At 65.1% G+C, this 18,778-nt stretch carries 14 protein-coding genes and 1 tRNA gene; 3 read left to right on the plus strand and 12 right to left on the minus strand.

The features are described 5' to 3' along the window. Window positions 1-35: 35 nt before the first annotated feature. Window positions 36-791 (plus strand): hypothetical protein, encoded by a 756-nt coding sequence (locus tag ATJ78_RS12915; protein ID WP_098408616.1) that lies wholly within the window; start codon window positions 36-38, stop codon window positions 789-791. 20 nt (window positions 792-811) lie between these two features. Here ATJ78_RS12915 and ATJ78_RS12920 read toward each other — a convergent pair whose 3' ends face one another. From ATJ78_RS12920 to ATJ78_RS12940, 5 genes are all read right to left on the minus strand, one after another. Continuing rightward, the gene (locus ATJ78_RS12920) at window positions 812-2,074 is read right to left on the minus strand and encodes a CDP-glycerol glycerophosphotransferase family protein (protein WP_098408617.1); all 1,263 of its coding nucleotides are present in this window, start codon (window positions 2,072-2,074) and stop codon (window positions 812-814) included. Window positions 2,075-2,120: 46 nt separating this feature from the next. Then, window positions 2,121-3,005 carry a glycosyltransferase family 2 protein gene (locus ATJ78_RS12925; protein ID WP_098408618.1) on the minus strand — a complete coding sequence of 295 codons (885 nt, stop codon included), beginning with the start codon at window positions 3,003-3,005 and terminating at the stop codon, window positions 2,121-2,123. Further along, window positions 2,992-3,807, minus strand: coding sequence for a CDP-alcohol phosphatidyltransferase family protein (locus ATJ78_RS12930; RefSeq protein WP_098408619.1), 816 nt, complete (start codon window positions 3,805-3,807; stop codon window positions 2,992-2,994). The genes ATJ78_RS12925 and ATJ78_RS12930 overlap by 14 nt, the downstream gene beginning before the upstream one ends. Continuing rightward, complete coding sequence (locus ATJ78_RS12935) at window positions 3,791-4,879, minus strand: glycosyltransferase family 2 protein (RefSeq protein WP_098408620.1); 1,089 nt, start codon at window positions 4,877-4,879, stop codon at window positions 3,791-3,793. Before ATJ78_RS12935 ends, ATJ78_RS12930 begins: the two co-directional genes overlap by 17 nt. 100 nt (window positions 4,880-4,979) lie before the next feature. Further along, window positions 4,980-6,644, minus strand: coding sequence for a S1C family serine protease (locus ATJ78_RS12940; RefSeq protein ID WP_098408621.1), 1,665 nt, complete (start codon window positions 6,642-6,644; stop codon window positions 4,980-4,982). 221 nt (window positions 6,645-6,865) lie between these two features. Between ATJ78_RS12940 and ATJ78_RS12945 the strand changes: the two genes are divergently transcribed. Then, window positions 6,866-8,062, plus strand: coding sequence for an aminotransferase class I/II-fold pyridoxal phosphate-dependent enzyme (locus ATJ78_RS12945; RefSeq protein ID WP_098408622.1), 1,197 nt, complete (start codon window positions 6,866-6,868; stop codon window positions 8,060-8,062). Window positions 8,063-8,072: 10 nt separating this feature from the next. On the opposite strand, the gene ATJ78_RS12950 is transcribed toward ATJ78_RS12945, so the two are convergent. The 5 genes from ATJ78_RS12950 to ATJ78_RS12970 form a co-directional block, all read right to left on the minus strand. Beyond that, window positions 8,073-8,891, minus strand: coding sequence for a carbon-nitrogen hydrolase family protein (locus tag ATJ78_RS12950; protein WP_098408623.1), 819 nt, complete (start codon window positions 8,889-8,891; stop codon window positions 8,073-8,075). Between the two features lie 31 nt (window positions 8,892-8,922). After that, window positions 8,923-9,432, minus strand: a complete 510-nt coding sequence (locus ATJ78_RS12955) for a mycothiol transferase (protein ID WP_098408624.1) — start codon at window positions 9,430-9,432, stop codon at window positions 8,923-8,925. A 74-nt stretch (window positions 9,433-9,506) separates the two neighbouring features. Further along, window positions 9,507-9,583, minus strand: a tRNA-Met gene (locus ATJ78_RS12960). Between the two features lie 120 nt (window positions 9,584-9,703). Then, on the minus strand, window positions 9,704-12,610 hold the full coding sequence (locus tag ATJ78_RS12965) for a UPF0182 family membrane protein (RefSeq protein ID WP_098408625.1): 2,907 nt from the start codon (window positions 12,608-12,610) through the stop codon (window positions 9,704-9,706). Between the two features lie 79 nt (window positions 12,611-12,689). After that, window positions 12,690-13,844, minus strand: coding sequence for a YlbL family protein (locus ATJ78_RS12970; RefSeq protein WP_245836321.1), 1,155 nt, complete (start codon window positions 13,842-13,844; stop codon window positions 12,690-12,692). A gap of 114 nt (window positions 13,845-13,958) precedes the next feature. Here ATJ78_RS12970 and ATJ78_RS12975 point away from each other — a divergent pair, with 114 nt between their 5' ends. Beyond that, window positions 13,959-15,404, plus strand: coding sequence for a zinc-dependent metalloprotease (locus ATJ78_RS12975; RefSeq protein ID WP_098408626.1), 1,446 nt, complete (start codon window positions 13,959-13,961; stop codon window positions 15,402-15,404). 731 nt (window positions 15,405-16,135) lie between these two features. On the opposite strand, the gene ATJ78_RS12980 is transcribed toward ATJ78_RS12975, so the two are convergent. Together ATJ78_RS12980 and nudC are read right to left on the minus strand one after the other, a co-directional pair. Then, the gene (locus tag ATJ78_RS12980; RefSeq protein ID WP_098408627.1) at window positions 16,136-17,860 is read right to left on the minus strand and encodes an ATP-dependent helicase; all 1,725 of its coding nucleotides are present in this window, start codon (window positions 17,858-17,860) and stop codon (window positions 16,136-16,138) included. Then, a complete protein-coding gene (nudC, locus tag ATJ78_RS12985) occupies window positions 17,857-18,750 on the minus strand; it encodes an NAD(+) diphosphatase (protein ID WP_098408628.1) in 894 nt (297 codons plus the stop codon). The genes ATJ78_RS12980 and nudC overlap by 4 nt, the downstream gene beginning before the upstream one ends. Window positions 18,751-18,778: the final 28 nt, after the last annotated feature.

The following is an 18,778-nucleotide window of genomic DNA, read 5'->3' on the forward strand; positions in this document are numbered from 1 at the left end:
ACGGAAAACTGGCTTCAGCACAGTCAGGAGGCGCGATGTCGACACCCGAACGCCGGCCGAATCTCGAAATCGTCTCAGCGGAGGCAGCGTCGTCCACCGGACGTGCTGACCCGCTTCCCATCTGGGTCACCGCCCTCGACAAGGTTCTCTCAGTGCAGCGCCCCGTCGTCGTGGCGCACTTGCGCAGCATCCGCAGGCGCCATCCCGAGGCCACGAACGAACAGATGCTGCGTACGCTCGAACGCCGGTACCTGTCGGCCGTCACAGCGGGCGGCGCCGCAGTCGGCACCACAGCGGCCATACCGGTTGTGGGAACAGGAACGGCCATCGCCCTCGCGGGAGCGGAGACCGTCGGCTTTCTCGAGTCCTCAGCGCTTTTCGCACAGTCTGTCGCTGAGGTGCACGGCCTCCTGGTATCGGATCCTGACCGTGCGCGAGCCCTCGTCATCACCATGATGCTGGGATCTTCGGGCAAGGATATTCTGCGCCAGTTCTCGGGCGAGCTCATGAAGACCGCACGGCCTCGGTCTGCTTTCTGGGGTGAGATGATCACCGCGAACCTCCCGCAGGCCGCTGTCGGGCCGGTCGCAGATGAGCTCACGCGCCGCTTTCTCAAGAAATTCGTGACGACGAAGGGAGGCACGCTGCTCGGAAAAGTCGTGCCCTTCGGCATCGGCGCGGTCATCGGCGGGGTGGGAAATCACCTCGCCGGACGCGAGGTTGTGCGCAGTGCTCGGAGCGCGTTCGGGCCGGCGCCTCTCGTGCTTCCCGCAGAGTTCGAGCCGCGCTGAGACTTCTCGCGGAGCGCGGTTCAGCGGGGCGAATCGACGACGCGCTGGGCGAGTTCCGACTCGTGACGCCGAGCGTGCACGTCCCATTCGTCCATGAGGTGCTCGACTGCATCGTGAAAACGCCTCGTCGCGGCCCCTGGCGTTGTGTCTCCGAAGTAATATTCCGACCACGTGTTGATGCGCTCGACCGTCTCGGGATCGTGGAGCAGACGATCGACATGCTCGGTCACGTCTGCGACATCGTCGATCTCGAGCCACTCACAGGCCGACAGGTAACCGCCCTCATCGATCTTCGCGCGCTCACTCGCGGGCCGCGTCACCATGAGCGGCTTGCCCGTGGCGAGACGGTCATAGATCATCGCCGAGATGTCGGTGATGGCGACGTCTGCCGCGGCGATCTGCCAGCCGATCTCTGACCCGTTGTCGTAGACGTGCTGCGCGGAGGGATCGGACTTGTTCGCCTCAGCGAGCATCCCGATGATCTCTCGGTTCGCTTGCCCGTAGAGATTGTTGACGACGCCGGAGCGCGGGTGCGGACGATAGATCACGCGGTGGCGCCCGGTCGCGAGCAGAGCGCGCACGAGGCCGACTCCATGGCTGGCGATGGAGCCGTACGCGGCAGCTGCACGATCGCCTTCCCACGTCGGCGCGTAGAGAACGACGATGCGATCATCGGGCGTGTAGGGCAGCTCGCCCGAGAAGTGGTCCGCCTGCGGCCGGCCGATGGGAATAGCGCGCTTATCGAAGTCGTAGTCCCAGAGCACCCTCTCCAGTCGCGCTCGCGCCGCATCTCCCGCGATCAGGCTGTAGTCGTACGCCTTGAACTGGTTTGTGGTCATGTACATCTTGTCGCTCTCGCCATGGTTGATGAACACATGCCACCGCTGGCCGTAGCGGAACATCTGAAAATTCTTGGCGTTCTGGTTGACATAGAAGACGACGCGGAGGTCTTGCCTCGCGACCGTCTTCTCGAGGTCTGCGACTGTGCGCACGTAGGTGACGGGCAGGGGCGATTCATCGAAGAGCGCTAGCGCGGCTGTCGAGCCTCGGCTGAGAATCAGCACGGGCCAGGTCGTGGCAAGTTCGATGAGCGGCTTGTACCACTGACGAATCTGGTACATATTCACAGCCTCGTCGGCAAAGTACACAGCGATCTTGAAGCGTCCAGGCTGAAGCGGGGGCTGCGAGCGAACCTTCTGGCGCAGCTGAACGTGCGCCCGACGGTTGTCGACGAGTTTCTTGCCCAGTTGCACCGCTTTTCGGGCGTCTCCGATCACGTTCATCGTGCTTTACCGTAGCGAGGCGAGATAACGGTTTGCTTGGAGCCCATCAGACGATGGGTGGTCGACCCGCTGCCGTCATACGGAGGACTGTGCGCCAGCTCATGCGCGATCGCGCTCCCGGGTTCTCAATCCAGCCCTCACGCCAGCCGGCGAACCAGATCGACAGCACATCTGGTTTGCGCCACCAGCGGAGAAGCGTGATCCCCGTCCAGGCCGCGACGTAGATGGGCTGAAGCACGTACGGCAGGTTGCGGCGCGCAAGCCAGACGCGATTTCGTGCATTCAGGCGGTAGTAGTCGCTGTGGCGGGTCGGATGCACAAACGGATGATTTGCCACGAGCTCTCCGGCGTACCACGCGCGTTTGCCCTGATCCCACACACGCCACGCGAGTTCGATTCCCTCATGCGCGTAGAAGTAGTCATCTCCCCACCCGCCACAGGCGTCGAACACCGCCCTCGGCATAACGATGACGGCCTCGAGACACGAGAAGATGTTGCTCGATCGTCTCCGGTCACCTTTGCGGATGCGCGGAATCCACCGGCGGGGCGCGCGGCCGTCAACAGCATCCTCAAGCCGGGGTTGGACGAGCCCAATGCCGGGGTCGGCGCGCATGAGGCCGATCGCATCTGCCAGGAACGTCTCGCTCGGAAGCGTCGCGTCGTCGTCGAGAAAGAAGATGTACTCCCCCGTCACCTGCGATGCGCCGCGGTTGCGTCCAGCGGGGATACCGAGGTTCTCACTGAGACCCAGGCCGCGAACACCCTCGGGCAGTTCCACCGGCTGCCACCCGTTGCCCACCACGACGATGTCGGTGTCGACGCCCGCCTGTGCGCGCACCGAGTGGATTCCCGCGCTCAGCTCGTCTGGCCGGGCTCCTTGCGTGAGCACCACGACGCCGACGCTCGGGCGGGCGGCCTCAGCTGCGGACACGTTTCGACGCCATGATCGCGAGAAAGTGGCCGCCGAGAGTCAGAACGGCGACGACGAGAAGACCGATGAGGGTCGCGCGCATCGCCACCCGGTCCCCGACGAAGAGTCCGACGACGGATGCTGCGAAGATCACCATCGTCATCTCGACCGAGTGGAAGATTCGATGCAACGGAATCACCTTTGCCAGTCGACGCAAGCGGGCAAGGACACCGCCGCTCGGCGCCATCTCGTCGTCGGAGTACGTGAGCTTTGGTGCTCCGAAATTGGCACGCGCGACGCGCACCATGTCGTTGAGCGCCTTGTTCAGAACGAGCACGAGAGCGAGGCCGAGGCCGAGCGTCGTCCACAGATAGTCGCCGTCGGGGGTGAAGGGGTATCCCGCGGCACGAATGGCGAGAGCGACGGGAATAAGCGCTTCAGTCGTGTAGTGCCCGACAGCATCCAGAAACGCCCCTGCGGGAGACGACGTCTTGCGCCACCGGGCGACCTCCCCGTCGCAGCAGTCAATGAGCATCTGCACCTGGCACATGACAAGCGCGAGAGCCGCTCCCCCGAACCCGGGAATGAGAAGGGATGCTGCCACGGCCCAGCCGCTCAGGATCATGAGGCCTGTGACGCCGTTCGCGCTGATCGACGTGCGAAGCAGCAGCCACGTCACGTACGGTGACAGATCGCGCAGGTACAGGCCGGCCGTCCAGTGCTCGGCGTTCTTGCGCGAGCGTACTTCGTCGGGCTGCGCTACCGCACGCAGCTCTGCGATGGTGCGAGGACGACGGGGGCGATCGTCATTCGGGAGCGACACGGGAGCCCTCACCCTTCTCGTACTTCTGCGCGGCGATGTTGCCGGCGAGGAGCAGGAAGCCCGGAATGAATCCCACTCCCCAACAGAAGTGTATGCACGGAAGCACGATCAGCAGCCACAGCCGCACCGCTGCGCCGCGAACGCCGGGCATCGTGATCGCGGCCGCGATCACGAGCAGAATGTACCCGACGGGCACGATGAACGCGAGAAGCAGCCACGGAGCGACGCCGAGGAGCGCCTGAACGAGTCCGACGAGACCGAGCAGCGAAGCGACGGCAACGGCAAGCACCATGAGCGGTGGCGCGAAATAGCGCAGCACATTGCGCGCCGGAAATCGCCTGCTGATCTCGCCGCGCCACATTCCCGTCGAGAAGAACTGCCGCGCGAGCCGTGAGAGAGTCGGCCGTGGACGGTAGACGACACGCAACCGGGGAGTGAACCAGACGGTATGTCCCCCCTGGCGGATGCGGCGGTTGAGTTCCCAGTCCTGACCGCGTTTGATGCGCTCATCGAAGAGACCGACGTCGTTGAGCGCATCTCGTCGAAAGACGCCGAGATACACGGTGTCCGCCGGCCCCTCGGAGCCCCCGACGTGATGGGGGGTGCCTCCGAGACCGATGCGCGATCCGTATGCCGCGGCGACTGCCTCTTCGAACGGCGTCGTTCCCTGGGCATCCATGATTCCGCCGACGTTTCCCGCGCCCGTGCGCATCATTGTCTCGACGGCGATGCGCGTGTACTCGGGCGGGAGCACGGAGTGCGCGTCGACGCGCACGATGATCGGGTGCTGAGTCGCCTGGATCGCGATGTTCAAGCCGGCCGGCGTCGAGCCCACGGGATTCTCGATCACGCGCACGCGCGAATCAGCGCGGGAGAGCGCCTCGACGAGTTCGTTGGTTCCGTCGATCGAGGGGCCAACGGCGATGGCGACGTCGAACGGGCCCTGATAATCCTGACCGAGAAGACTGTCGACTGCGGCACGCACATGAGTGACGTCGTTGAGCACGGGCATGACGTACGACACGCCAGGGAGTGTGCCCGACGAGGGCACCTCTGACGCTGATGTTCCCATGTTCTCCACTCGAAGTCGGACCGGCTCGAGCCTATCAGCAGAGGCTCAGCGACACCGCAAGCGCCCGTGCTGTCGCAGCACGGGCGCTTGGGATGGACGCCTATTCAGAGAGCTTGCCCAGCGTCACATCTGCCGTGTAGGTCTTGCCGTTTCTGACGTAGGTGATCACGACGTCGCTGCCTGCGGCGCTCGCTTTGACTTGCGCCACGAGGTCGGTGTCGTTGCCGATTGGGGTGTCACCGTACTTCGTCACGACGTCGCCCGCTCGGAGCCCTGCTTCGTCGGCTGCGCCGCCCGCCGTGATGTCCTTGATCAGCGCGCCGGACACCGTTGCGTCTGGGTCGCTCGCGGCGCTTGTCACTGCGGCGCCAAGAAGACCGTGCGTCGCCGATCCGTTTTCAATGATCTCGTTGGCGATGCGCTCGGCGATGTTCGAGGGGATGGCGAATCCGACGCCGATGCTTCCGGATGAAGAGCCGCTCTCAGAGCCGGAGCCGGCGCTCGCGATAGCGACGTTCACGCCAATCAGCTCGCCTTCATCGTCGACGAGTGCCCCGCCGGAGTTTCCAGGGTTGATCGCGGCGTCCGTCTGAATGACGGCGAGCGACACGTACCCGCCGTTCGTGGAACCTTCCCGCTCGTCTGGCAGACCGAACTCGAAGGGCGCGTCCTTGTCGGAGCCGTTGTCGGGATCTTCGGGAACGGCAGAGGAAGCGACCGTGATGCTGCGGTTGAGGGCGCTGACGATGCCGTCGGTGACCGTGCCGTCAAGACCAAGCGGGGCCCCGATGGCGACGGCCGTATCACCGACGTTGATGTTCGACGAGTCTCCGAACGTCATCGGCTTCATGTCCGAGGCGTCCTCGAGCTTGATCACCGCGAGATCGTAGATCGGATCAGTGCCGACGATCGTCGCCGAGTAGAGGTTTCCTGCGGCGTCGGTCACCTGGATATCGGGATGGGACGCTTCGCCGTCAAGCGTGACGACGTGGTTGTTCGTGAGCACGTAGCCGTCTTTGCTCAAGATGATTCCCGAGCCGCTGCCCGCCGCCTGCGAGCCGCGCACCGAGATGGTCACAACGCTCGGAGAGGCCTTCGCCGCGATCGCCGTCGTCTCTGTGACCTCTTTGTTGTTGTTGATCATGACCGACGAGTTCGGGGCCGAGCTGGTCACCTCGTTGCCCTGCTGAGCACTGTCGATGATCGCGAATGTACCGGCACCGGAGGCGCCTCCGACGAGTGCGCCGATGACGAGGCCCGCGACCAGCATCCGCGCTCCTGGCTTCTTCTTTTTCGCTGACGCGGGCGCGTTGCCATCATTCGCGCCGTGACCACCCGGCGCTCCGGGCACCGCGGCCCCCGGTGCAGTGACATAGGCGGGATTGCCCTGGTGCTGCGGATACGAGTGCTGCTGAGGCATGCCGAACGCGTTCGCCTGCGCCGCGCCGTTCTGGTGATGCCCGCTGTGCTGCGCGTGCGGCATGGTCTGTCCGTACGGCTGAGCGGGCGCCGACCATGTCGATGGAAGATCCGGACGCGGCGGGAGCCCCTCGGCATCGAGCGCGGGGTTGTGCGGCGCTGACTCGCCCGACGCAGGTTCTGCGTCGTTCGACGCCGCCCCCGTCGCCTGTGCGTCCGACGCCGGTCGCGACTCGTTCACCTGGCGCCCTGCGGAGTCCTGCGCGTGATGCGACTCGGCGTTCTGCTCGGGCCTTGAGCCGTCAGGTTCGGGTGTTGTTGGGGTGTTGGAATCATTGTCGTTCATGCTGAGTTCCTTCCAGACATCACCAGTGTGCGACCCAAAGCTATCGATCACGCGTGCCGCAGCTATGACGACGCTATGTCCAAGCTGCAACCGCTCTGTGAGGGTGCTATCTGCAGGCTAATCGAGGCGACTGACCATTGTCCGAAAAGTTCCTCCCGATCTCCCCAGTCGTTATCGAGGTCGGGATCGGCGCCCGTGGATCGGGCCGATAACCTGGACGCATGCGTGATCACGGTGGATGGCGAAAGGCTGCGGCCGGAGCAAAGCTGCTCGCGGACGACGGGACGCTGGCAGAGACGGTCTTCGCAGAGATGACCGCTCTCGCGGCGCGCACGGGAGCCATCAATCTCGGGCAGGGCTTTCCCGACAACGACGGACCGGCCCACGTGCTCGAGGCCGCACGTGCGGCGATCGCGGCAGGGGCGAACCAGTACGCCCCTGGCAGGGGAATCTCCGACCTGCGTCATGCCGTGAGCGAGCACCAGAAGCGGTTCTACGGCCTGGACGTCGATCCCGAGACCGAGGTTCTCATCACCGCCGGAGCGACCGAGGCGATCGCTGCAGCGGTTCTCGCGCTCATCGAGCCAGGCGACGAGGTGCTGACGTTCGAGCCGTACTACGACGCGTACGGTGCCGTGATCTCGCTCGCGGGCGGCGTGCATCAGACCGTTGCACTTCCCTGGCCCGACTTCACTCCAGACAGTGACGCTCTCGAACGCGCGGTAAGCGATCGCACGCGGGTCATTCTGGTGAACAATCCGCACAATCCGACGGGAACAGTGTTCAGCTCGGAGGTTCTTGAGCAGATCGTGAGACTCGCGGTCAAACACGATGCGGTGATCGTGACAGACGAGGTATACGAGCACCTGACCTTCGGCGCCCGGCACATTCCCGTCGCGACTCTGCCTGGAGCAGAAGACCGCACCGTAACGATCTCGTCTGGAGGAAAGACGTTCAGCACGACAGGCTGGAAGATCGGCTGGCTGACAGCATCCGCTGAGCTCGTCAACGCGATTCTCGCCGTCAAACAGTACCTGACCTATTCGAACGGTGCTCCGCTGCAGCCTGCGATCGCCGTCGGGCTGCGCAGCGACGACGCCTTCTTCACGGGACTCGCCCGAGACCTCGATGCCCAGCGCCGCCTCCTGAATGACGGTCTCGAGTCGGCCGGGTTCGAGATCGCCGACTCCGCCGGAACCTACTTCACGGTCGCGAACGCCGCGCCGCTGGGCTTTGACGACGCAACGGAGCTGTGCCGTCTGCTCCCGGAGAAGGCCGGCGTGATCGGCGTTCCCGTTTCAGCGTTCGTGACACCGCAGAGAGAATCCGACTACCGGGCACTCGTGCGATTCGCGTTCTGCAAGCGCGAAGACGTGCTCGCGCAGGCCGCAGCTCAGCTCGCCGCTATGACGGCCTGAGCACGCGCCATCAGCCGGGTTTTGCGACGATCCCATATCGGCGCAGCTGCAGAGACGGATTGACCGCGCGGGTCTCTGTCAGCACAGCGCGCGAGACGAATGCGACGGCGACGTCGGACTGCGTGCCCAGCGTTGCGAGCGGCACGCCAGACGGATCGACGACCATGCTATTGCCGGCACCGATCGACGGCGGGTGGTCCGCTCCCGCGACGTACACCGTGTTCTCAATCGCCCGTGCCGTGAGAAGCGTGCGCCAATGGTGCTCCTTGAGCGGGCCGCGCACCCATTCGGCGGGCACGAGAACAACGTCGGCACCGGCATCGACGATCCGCCGTGTGACCTCGGGAAAGCGCAGGTCGTAACACGTCTGCAGCCCGAAGGTCAGCCCGCCGACTTCGAAGGTCTGCGGCTCGTCGAGCGCGCCGGGCTTCACCCAGTCACTCTCTTTCTGCCCGAATGCATCGTAGAGATGTTGCTTGCGGTAGACGGCGACGGTCTGCTCCTCGGGGCCGACAGCAACCGCCGTGTTCGCGAAGCGGCGCACCTCGTCCGTCGATTCCACGAGTCCAGCCACGATGTGCACGCCGAGCTCACTCGCAAGGGCCTCAAGCGAACGCACGAACGGCCCATCGAGGCTCTGGGCGTGACGCGCGAACGAGTCGTCCATGGGATTGACGAAGTAGCTCGAGTACTCGGGAAACACCACGATGGATGCTCCGCGCTCCGCCGCGCGGATCGAGAAGGAGCGGATCGTCGCGAGGTTCGCGTCGATATCGGGCGTCGGGGCGAACTGGGCCACCGCGACGCCGAGGGGCTCATGAAGTGTCATATCGTCAGCTTAGAGTCCCGCGCCGCGTGCGTCAGCCGGCAGCGTGAGCACCGGCAGCATACGCGGCCTGCCCCACATGCTGCGCGGCGTCGTCGATGATGCTCATCAGGCGAACGCCGCGAGTCACGGGCGGGTCCCAGTTCTCGTCGATCACGTCGCTCAGGTCGTCATCGCTCAGCCCGCGCAGATACGTGACCAGCGCGTCGGTGGCTTCGGAGATGTACTCGACGAGCACCTCGGCGGCGTCAGTGCGAATGGCGCGCGCCTGCTCCGACGTGTGGCCGTAGCCCACCTCGGCACCCGCGTCTCCGAGTCCGGTGCGGCGAGCGTAATCGCCCACATACCAGACCTGCTCCGATCCGGTGAGCGAGGCCGTCTGAGCATCGATCTCCCGGCCCGTATGCCACAACAGCCACGCGATCGAGTTGTCGTGCCCGCCCGGGTGCGCGTTCAGCGCCTCCGGGGTGAGACGACGGGACAGGGAACGGGCCGCTTCGCGCGGCCTGCCTGCCGCGTCGATCAGAATGTCACGTGCGTTCATGGCCGCAACGGTACACCCACCGCCCGACCGCGCACGAAAAACGCCCGGTCTCAATGAGACCGGGCGTTTCGTTTTGGTTGCGGGGGCAGGATTTGAACCTACGACCTCTGGGTTATGAGCCCAGCGAGCTACCGAACTGCTCCACCCCGCGGCACAAGAAAAGACTTTACCAGAGCGCGGCCACTCCCCCAAATCGAGCCCCGACGCAGGGGGCTTAACGGATGCTGCCGGCCGACGCGAAACGTCGACCGGCAGCATCCGTTGGGCGTTCTTACCCGTTGATCAGCTCGAGCGCCTTCGAGATCGCGTCGTTCAGCCGCTTGTCTGCCTCGCCGTACGCGGCCCAGTCGCCGGCTTCCATGGCAGCCTGCTTGTCTTGCATGGCCTGCTGAGCCTCGGCAAGAACCTCCGCGAGATCCGCTGACGGGGCCTCCGGCGTGTCGGGAGCCTGCTCCCCTGAATCGCCGTCACCGGTGTCTTCCGGCGGCGTCGGCGTATTACTCTCACCGTCGGCGACATTCTGGTCGCCAGCTTCGGCACCGGAGTCGCCGCCGAACAGCTTGTCGAGCGCTTCGTCGAGAGTGTCCTCGAAGGCGATTTTGTCGCCGAACGCGACAAGCACCTTCTGCAGCAGCGGGTAGCTCGTCTCACCCGTCGACTGCACGTACACGGGCTGCACGTACAGCAGACCGCCACCGACCGGAAGCGTCAGCAGGTTGCCGTTCAGCACCTCGGTCTGACCGCGTTTCAGGATGTTGATGAGGTTCGAGACCTGCGGGTCGGAGTTGAACGCGTTCTGCACCTGTCCGGGACCGGGAACTGTCGTGTCCTTCGGCAGTCTCAGCATCGTGAGCGTTCCGTACGAATCGGCGACGGTGCCCGACTCGGAGCCCGCGTTCGAGTTCGCCGAGAGATAGCCCGCGAGCACGCTCGACGCACCGCCACCGCCCGGAATGAACGTCGAGTACAGCGAGTACGCCGGGTGGTCTTCACCGGGCATCTGCATCGACAGGTAGTACGGCGGCTGCAGAGCGTTGCTGCCCTCCTGCGCCTGAGGATCGGCCGGCGTCTTCCAGAGGTCGGAGTCCGAGTACCACTTGTTCGGATCGGTCACGTGGTAACGCTGAAGCACGTCACGCTGCACCTTGAACAGGTCCTCCGGGTAGCGCACGTGCGACATGAGTTCGCCGCTCATCTCGGAGATCGGCTTGACCGTCGATGGGAAGATCTTCTGCCAGGTCTGCAGAATCGGGTCCTTGTCGTCCCACGCGTAGAGCGTCACCGAACCGTCGTACGCGTCGACCGTCGCCTTCACCGAGTTGCGCATGTAGTTGATGTCGTCGAGGAGGAACGACTGATTGCCCTCCTCGTTCGAGATGGCCGAACTCAGGCTCGTCGTCTTGGAGTACGGGAACGAGTTCGAGGTCGTGTATCCGTCGACGATCCAGACGATTCGTCCGTCGACGACGCTCGGGTACACGTCGGAGTCGAGCGTCAGGTACGGTGCAACCTTCTGCACGCGCTGACGCGGGTCGCGGTCGTACAAGATCTGCGAGTCCGACGTGACGTTGTCCGAGAGGAAGATCTGCTCTGACTGGAACTTGAGGGCGTACACGAGCTTGTTGAAGACGTTATCGAGCTTCGGTCCGCCGTTGCCCTCATACGTCGTGTACGTCTCGCCTGACTCTCCCGAGGGGTAGTCCAGCTCAACGTCCTTTCCGCCCGTCGAGCCGCCGACAATGGAGTACGTCGGCGAGTTCTCACCGAAGTACACGCGCGGCTCGAAGTCGCCGAGCACACCCGTCGACGGAATCCCCGACTGCATGAACACCGGTTCGCCGTCGCTGGACCGTTGGTTTCCGTATGCAGCGACGAGTCCGTAGCCGTGCGTGTAGACGAGGCTGCTGTTGAACCAGCTCAGGTCGTCTTTCACGCCGTCCTGATTCATCTCGCGAACGGCGACGACAGCATCCTGAACCTCACCGTCGATCGTGTAGCGGTCGACGTCGAGCTCGGGAGCGAACTGGTAGTAGGTCTTGAATCGCTCAAGCTGCGTGACGGTGGCGCTGATCAGATCCGGGTCCATAATGCGAATGGATGCTGTCGTCTCGGCATCCGAGCGCAGAGCACCGGACTCGGCATCCGTCGTCGCGTCGTAGTCGACCTCCTTGACGTCGGACACTCCGTAGGCGTCGCGCGTCATGTCGATGTTGCGCTCGATGTACGGCTGCTCGAGCGCACGCTCGTTCGGCTCGACCTGGAAACGCTGAATGACCCAGGGGTAGGCGCTGCCGATCAGCAGCGCAGAGACGAGCAGAAGCGCCGTGCCGACGATGGGCAGCCGCCAGCGGCCGATGAACGCGGTGACGAAGAACAGAATCGCCACGAAGAGCGCGATCCCCGCGAGAATCGCGCGCGTCGGGATCGTGGCGTTCACGTCTGTGTAGCTGGCACCCGTGATGAGACTGCCGGTCTCGGTAAGCGTGAGGTACTGGTCGACCCAGACGCTGACGGCCTGGATCAGCAGGTACACCCCGGCGAGAACGGCGATCTGAATGCGCGCAGCCTTGGAGATGCGCAACTCGCGACCGAGCAGCTGAATCGAGCCGTAGAGGAAGGTGACGGCGACCGTGCAGATGAGCGAGAGCAGAATGACAGCGGACGCGAAGGCGAGAACCTCGCGATAGAACGGCAGCGAGAACAGGTAGAACGACGCATCGAGGCCGAACTGCGGGTCAGTCTGCCCCGTCGGGGTGGCGTTGAGCCACATGAGCACGGTCTCCCAGCTCGTGGCCGCTGAGAAGCCCGCGAAGAGGCCGAGAAGAATCGGGATGCCCCACATGCCGAGACGCCGGAGCGGCTCGATGAGCTCCTGGTACCGGTCGAGCTGCGAGTTCAGCTTCGCGTAGACGGGCCGAAGCCGATATGCCAGCTGCAGCGCCCCCCACACGGGAACGGACATCGCGATGAACCCGATGACGAACATCACGACCGTCGCGATCCACTGCGTCGTCAGAACGCTCGTGTATCCCAGCTGCTGAAACCAGAGAAAGTCGGAATAGAAGCTCGCGAAGATGAAGAAGAGCACGACAAGCACACCGACGGAGATGAGCGTGATGGCGAGTGGTGCGCGATTCTTTCGTCCGGCATTCGAGGAGCGTGCCGTGGCAGATGACATCGATTGACCTTTTCAGTGTCGGGGTTTAACTGTCAATCCTACGGATGAACGCCATGCTTTGCCTGAGCGCCGCAGATGCTCATGGCGAACACGACGGCAACGACGAGGTGTCTCCGCCGTCGCGAAGGGTGTCGAGCACCGCGAGCGAGTCGTCGAGAGTCGCGACTTTGAACACCTCGAGACCGTCGGGCACATGCCCGACGACCTCGTCGCAGTTGTCGGCGGGAGCGAGAAAATAGTCCGCCCCAGCATTCGACGCCCCGTACAGCTTCTGGCGGATTCCGCCGATCGGACCGACGTCGCCCTCGGCGTCGATCGTTCCCGTGCCCGCGACGGAGGCGTCGCCCGGAAGCGCCCCTGGCGTGAGCTTGTCGATGATGCCGAGGGCAAACATCATTCCAGCACTCGGCCCGCCCACGTCGTTGAGCTTGATCGAGACGTCAAACGGGAAGTCGTAGGTCTCTGTCGTCTGCACACCGACGACGTAGGCGGTGGAGCCGTCTGAGTACTCCGCCTCAGTCGGTGTCACCTCGAGGTCGACCCGCTGACCATCCCGCACCACCGTCATCGATAATGGCCCGTCACCGCCGTGGGCGGCGATCACGTCTCTGAGCTCAGCGACATCGGCGATCTCCGTGCCGCCAGCCTTCACGATCTCGTCGCCGACCTTGAGCACGCCGTCGGCCGGCGAACGATCGACGATGTCACCGACGATGAGCGACGACGTGAAGTCGACGTCGAGCTCGGTGAGGGCGGCTGCGACAGCATCCTGCTGCGAATTGACCATCATCACCTGCGTCTGCTCATCGCGTTCTTCAGCCGTCGTTCCCTCGGGAAAGTAGAGCGACATGGGCACGACAGCCTCGCTGCGGCTGAACCATGCGAGCGCGATCTGGAACCAGTTGGGCGACTGCTCGGGGTTGCCGACGACGCTCACGGTGAGCATGTCGAGCGTCTCTCCGACGTCGTACGTCTCCGTACCGCTGATCGAGATGAGCGGCTCGGGCGAGTCCTCGGTCTCGGTCTCGCCCAGAACGTTGAACACCGGCCCGGGCTGCTGAATCACGTAGGGCGCTGGAGAGAGCGCCAGGACGCCGAGCACGACGAACGCGATGGCAAGGCTCAGCCATCCGGCGACGGCGCGCCGCGAACGCGGGGGCGGCGAGGACTGCGCGTTGCTGTCGGGAGAACCGGGCAGGCCCGCGCCGGTCTGGTCGTCGCCGTACAGCGTCACGCGAATCCCTTTCCGAAGATGTTCGCGACGGGCGGACGAATACCGCCGGCGGCCACGACTAACCTCAAGCTTCAGGCACTAGCGTAGAGCGACAACACCGTCTCTCGCTGAAAGGTGGCTGAAGTGCCAGACGAGGACAAGAACCCCGACGACGACTTTCAGGACATGATCCGAGAGATCCTCTCGGGCGGTTCCGGCGTCGATCCGAGCAAGCTCGCGGGCGCCGCAGGGCTTCCGAGCGACCCGGCGTCGCTGCAGGCCATGATGATGCAGTTTCAGCGCGCGATGCAGCAGAGCTCCGACGGCGGGATCAACTGGGACGTGTCGATGGAGCAGGCCGTGCAGATCGGGCGAAAGGATGCCGTGAGCATCACGCCCGCCGACAGAGCTCAGTTCGACCAGGCGTTCCACATCGCCGAACTCTGGCTCGCAGACGTGACGACGATTTCATCGCTCACCAATACTCCTCGCACGATGAGCAGAGCCGAGTGGTCGAAAGCAACGATGCCGCTGTGGACGCAGCTCGCTGAGCCCGTGGCGAACAGCATCTCCGACGCCCTCACCACCGTTCTCAAGGAGCAGGCACCCGAGCAGCTGCAAGACATGATCGGGCAGGCGACGCGCATGATCAAGGGCGTCGGCGGCACGATGTTCGCCATGCAGCTGGGGCAGGTCGTCGGGCAGCTCTCGACGGAGGTGGTGTCGGGCGGCGACGTCGGGATTCCTCTTCTCGACGACGACGCAGCGCTCGTTCCGCAGAACGTCGCGGCGTTCGGCGATGGCCTCGATATTCCCGCCGATCAGGTGCAGCTCTACCTTGCCGTGCGCGAACTCGCGCACGCGCGTCTCTTCCGCCACGCACGCTGGCTGCGCCTCCACGTGATCTCGTCGATCACGGCGTTCGCTCGCGGCATTCGCATCGACACGAGCGCGATCGAAGAGCTCGCCTCGGGCTTCGACCCGTCGAACCCCGAAGAGCTCCGCGAGGCGATGACCAATGGCTCGCTGATTCCGCCGAAGACCGATGAGCAGCTGGCCGCGCTCGAACGTCTCGAGACAACTCTCGCGCTCATCGAAGGCTGGGTCGACGTCGTCACCGCCGAGGCGACGACGCGTCTGCCCAAGGCGGGGGCTGTTGCCGAGACCGTTCGACGCCGCCGCGCAACAGGAGGTCCCGCCGAGCAGGCGTTCGCGACGCTTGTCGGACTCGAGTTGCGCCCGCGGCGTCTGCGCGAAGCTGCTGCGATGTGGCGCACGGTCACCGACGCGGTGGGACCCGGCGCGCGCGATGCTCTATGGCAGCATCCTGACCTCGTGCCGACGTCGGCCGATATCGACGACCCTGCGGCGCTCGTTGGCCGGCTTGAGGCGACCGAGCGCGGCGAGGCTCCCGAGCCAGACGAGTTCGACGTCGCCCTCGAGGACCTGCTGCGCGCCGAGGGCGGGTCGTCGTCCACGACGGCCGATGGCGGTGAGCGAGAGAACACCGACGGCGAGGCGGGCGACGACAGCGGTACAGAGACCGACAGGCCGTCTGACGATCCGCCCGCGGTTCCCTGACACAGCAGCTGTGGATAACCGCGACGGGCGGAAGCGGGAATGAGGCACGATAACGTGCATGGTCATTCAGCTCGACCCTCGCTACCCCCTCGTGTGGCGCTCACCGACGACGGTGCAGCTCGGCGTTGACGACGTCCGTGTCGTCACCGAGGTATCGCCCGCGCACGAGCACATTCTGTACGCCGTGCGGCGCGGCGTGCCCCGTCACGCGCTGATCGTGCTCGGCGAGCATCAGGGGCTGAGCGCCGGCGAGGTCGACGCCTTTCTTGCGCAACTCGCGCCAGCACTGCTCACGCCCACCGTCGTCTCCGCTCCCCTGCGCGTTCTCGTCGAGGGACGCGGCGAGACCGCGTCGGCCATCACGCGACAGGTCGAGATCGCCCCCGAAGGAGAGGTGCCCGACGTCGCGGTGCTCGTGTCGCACTTCGTCATCGACCCGCAGCAATCGGTGCGCTGGCTCAGCCGAGACATTCCACATCTTCCCGTCGTCTTCTCCGACTCCGGAGCGAGAATCGGCCCGTTGATCAGCGGCGGAGAAGGGCCATGCCTGCATTGCCTTGATCGGGAACGTGCCGATCATGACCCGGCCTGGACGGCGATCGAAGCTCAGCTTCTGGGAGTCACATCGCTGCTTGACCGCGGATCGTTCGCCGATGACGTCGCGGCGGTGGCCACACGGATGCTCCGCGAATTCGATCGCGAAGGTCGCAGCCCGTCGCGCGCTCTAAGCATTACCGTCTCGCCGACCGCCCCGCAGCGCGTGACCGTGCATCGGCAGCATCCGGATTGCGGATGCCGATCTCTTGAAGAAACCGCGATCGTTCGCGAGGGCGCCGCTGACTCGATTCCGACCACGTCAGCGTCAGGTGTCGCCGAGCTCGCGTGATGCCCACGTAGAGCAGCCTCCGCTCCTCGTCGATCTGCTCGAACGTCTTCGCGTAGCTGATCGGCACGAGGCCCTCGGAAAGCCCCGGAACGTACACTTCGTCCCACTCAAGACCCTTCGCCGAGTGCAGCGTCGCGAGGGTGACCGCCTGCAGCGTCGGTTCATGCTGTCCGGCCTGCCGTTCGAGCAGGTCATCGGTGAACTCGCGGAACGTTGTTCCCACGGGCGCCTGGTCGACGAGCCCCATGATCGCGTTGAGCGACTCCCACGTCGCGCGAACCGCGCCCTGCCCCTCCGGGGGAACCTGGCTCCAGCCGAGCGATCGCAGAACGTCGCTGACCGACTTGAAGAGCGGCTCGTTCGCCACCGAGACCGAGGCCCCGCGCAGCGCGAGCACGGCGCGCTTGATCTCGGGACGATCGAAGAAGCGGGTCGCTCCACGAACGTGGTAGCTGACGCCAACATCGCTGAGCGCCGTTTCCAGCACCGCGGACTGGGCATTCACGCGGTACAGCACGGCGATGTCCTCCGGGCGCGCTCCCTCGTCGATCCTGCTCAGAATCGATTGCGCGATCCCGCGGGCCTCTGCCATGTCGTCGGGGTACCGCACCAGGTCGGGCGAGACCTCGGGATCACCTCCTGCACCCACAGCGGTCAGCGTCAGCGCTCCCGGCCGATCGCGCATGAGCCGGTTCGCTGTCGTCACGATCGGCTGCGTTGACCGGTAGTTCCGCTCAAGCCGCACGATCTGGGCTCCGTCGTACCGCGACCCGAAGCCGAGCAGAAAATTCGAGCTCGCCCCGGCGAACGAGAAGATGGTCTGACTCGCATCGCCCACGACGCACAGCTCCCGCCGGTCTCCGAGCCACAGGTCGAGAAGCTGCTGCTGAAGAGGCGAGACGTCCTGGTACTCGTCGACGACGAAGAAGCGGTACTGCTCACGCACCTGCATCGCGACTCTCGGCTCCTGCTCAAGCATGCCCGCGCACGCCAGCAGCACGTCTTCGAAGTCGAGCTGACGCCGTTCGTCTTTGAGATCTTCGTACGTCTGCATCATGTCGGCGGTCTGCTCGAGGCTGAGATGACCCGGAAGCTGGCGTTCTGCCGCCGCGTACTGCGCAATGCTGCGTCCCGATACCTTGCGCCACTCCACCTCGGCAGCGAGGTCGCGCAGTGTGGCGGTGTCGACGCCGAGCTTCAGCTTCTCGGCAGCGTGCCCCAGCACGCGCGCTTTGCCCTCGACCAGTCGCGGCATGTCGCCGCCGACGACCTGAGGCCAGAAATAGCCGAGCTGGCTGAGCGCGGCCGAGTGAAACGTCTTTGCAGAAACGGTGCCAGCGCCCAGCTGCCGCAGGCGCCCGCGAAGCTCAGCAGCGGCCCTGTTCGTGAACGTGAGCGCCAGCACGCGGTTCGATGCGTACGTTCCCGTCGCGACGCCGTGCGCGATGCGGTGCGTGATCGCACGGGTCTTACCTGTGCCCGCACCGGCGAGCACGCACACCGGTCCGCGCAGGGTCTCTGCGACGACCCTCTGATCGTCGTCGAGACCGGCCAGAAGACTCTCGGTCACTCACCCACCAGCCACTGCTCAATGATGGCATGCGCGATCGATGACCGGCCGGGAAGCAGAACGCCACTCGACGGGTCCCTCAGTTCATCGCGCGTGAACCAGCGCACCTCGAGAATCTCATCGCCGTCAGGCGTCGTGTCGCTCGCCGCCTGCTCGGCGTCCAGCTGCGCCGCGAAGCCCAGCATGAGCGAGCGCGGAAACGGCCACGGCTGCGAGCCGAGGTAGCGCGGGTCGGCAACCCGCACGCCGGCCTCCTCGTACACCTCGCGCACGACGGCGGCCTCGAGCGACTCCCCCGCCTCGACGAATCCGGCGAAGAGCGAGTAGCGACCGGTCTCCCACGCCGCGTTCGAGCCCAGCAGAATGCGGTTGTCAGCATCCGTCACACGAACGATCACGGCTGGGTCCGTGCGCGGAAAGTGCTCGGCCTGGCACGGTTCGCACCACCGCATCCACCCGGCGTGCCCAACCCGTGTCTCGGTGCCGCAGCGCGGACAGAAGCGTGAGGTCTCATGCCAGCCCATCACCGCGACGGCAGCGGCGGCGAGCCCCGCGTCTCGCACGCTGAGCACTGCCGCGACGTCTCTGAGCGGCACCCATGCCTGCTGCTCGTCATCAGCACGAGCAGCGACAATCGGGGTGCCGGCCGGCACTCCGCCCTCGTCACCTGTCGTCGTGCCCAGGTAGACCACGCTTTGAGAGTCTGTAAGGCCGCTCAGCGGGAGCAGCGCGAGCGTCTCGCCGTCGACCGCAACATCGCGACCGCGCACGAGAACCGCAAGAGTGCGCGAATCGGCACGGACGCTGTCGAGAAAGCGCTCATCGACACGTTCGATTCCGTTGCGGTCAAACGCGGTTTCCGACAGCGGAAGACTGCCGAGAGCGGTCATCGCAGCTCCTCACGAGTGGACGGGCGTG

This window comes from Paramicrobacterium agarici (assembly GCF_002563955.1).
GTDB lineage: Bacteria > Actinomycetota > Actinomycetes > Actinomycetales > Microbacteriaceae > Paramicrobacterium > Paramicrobacterium agarici.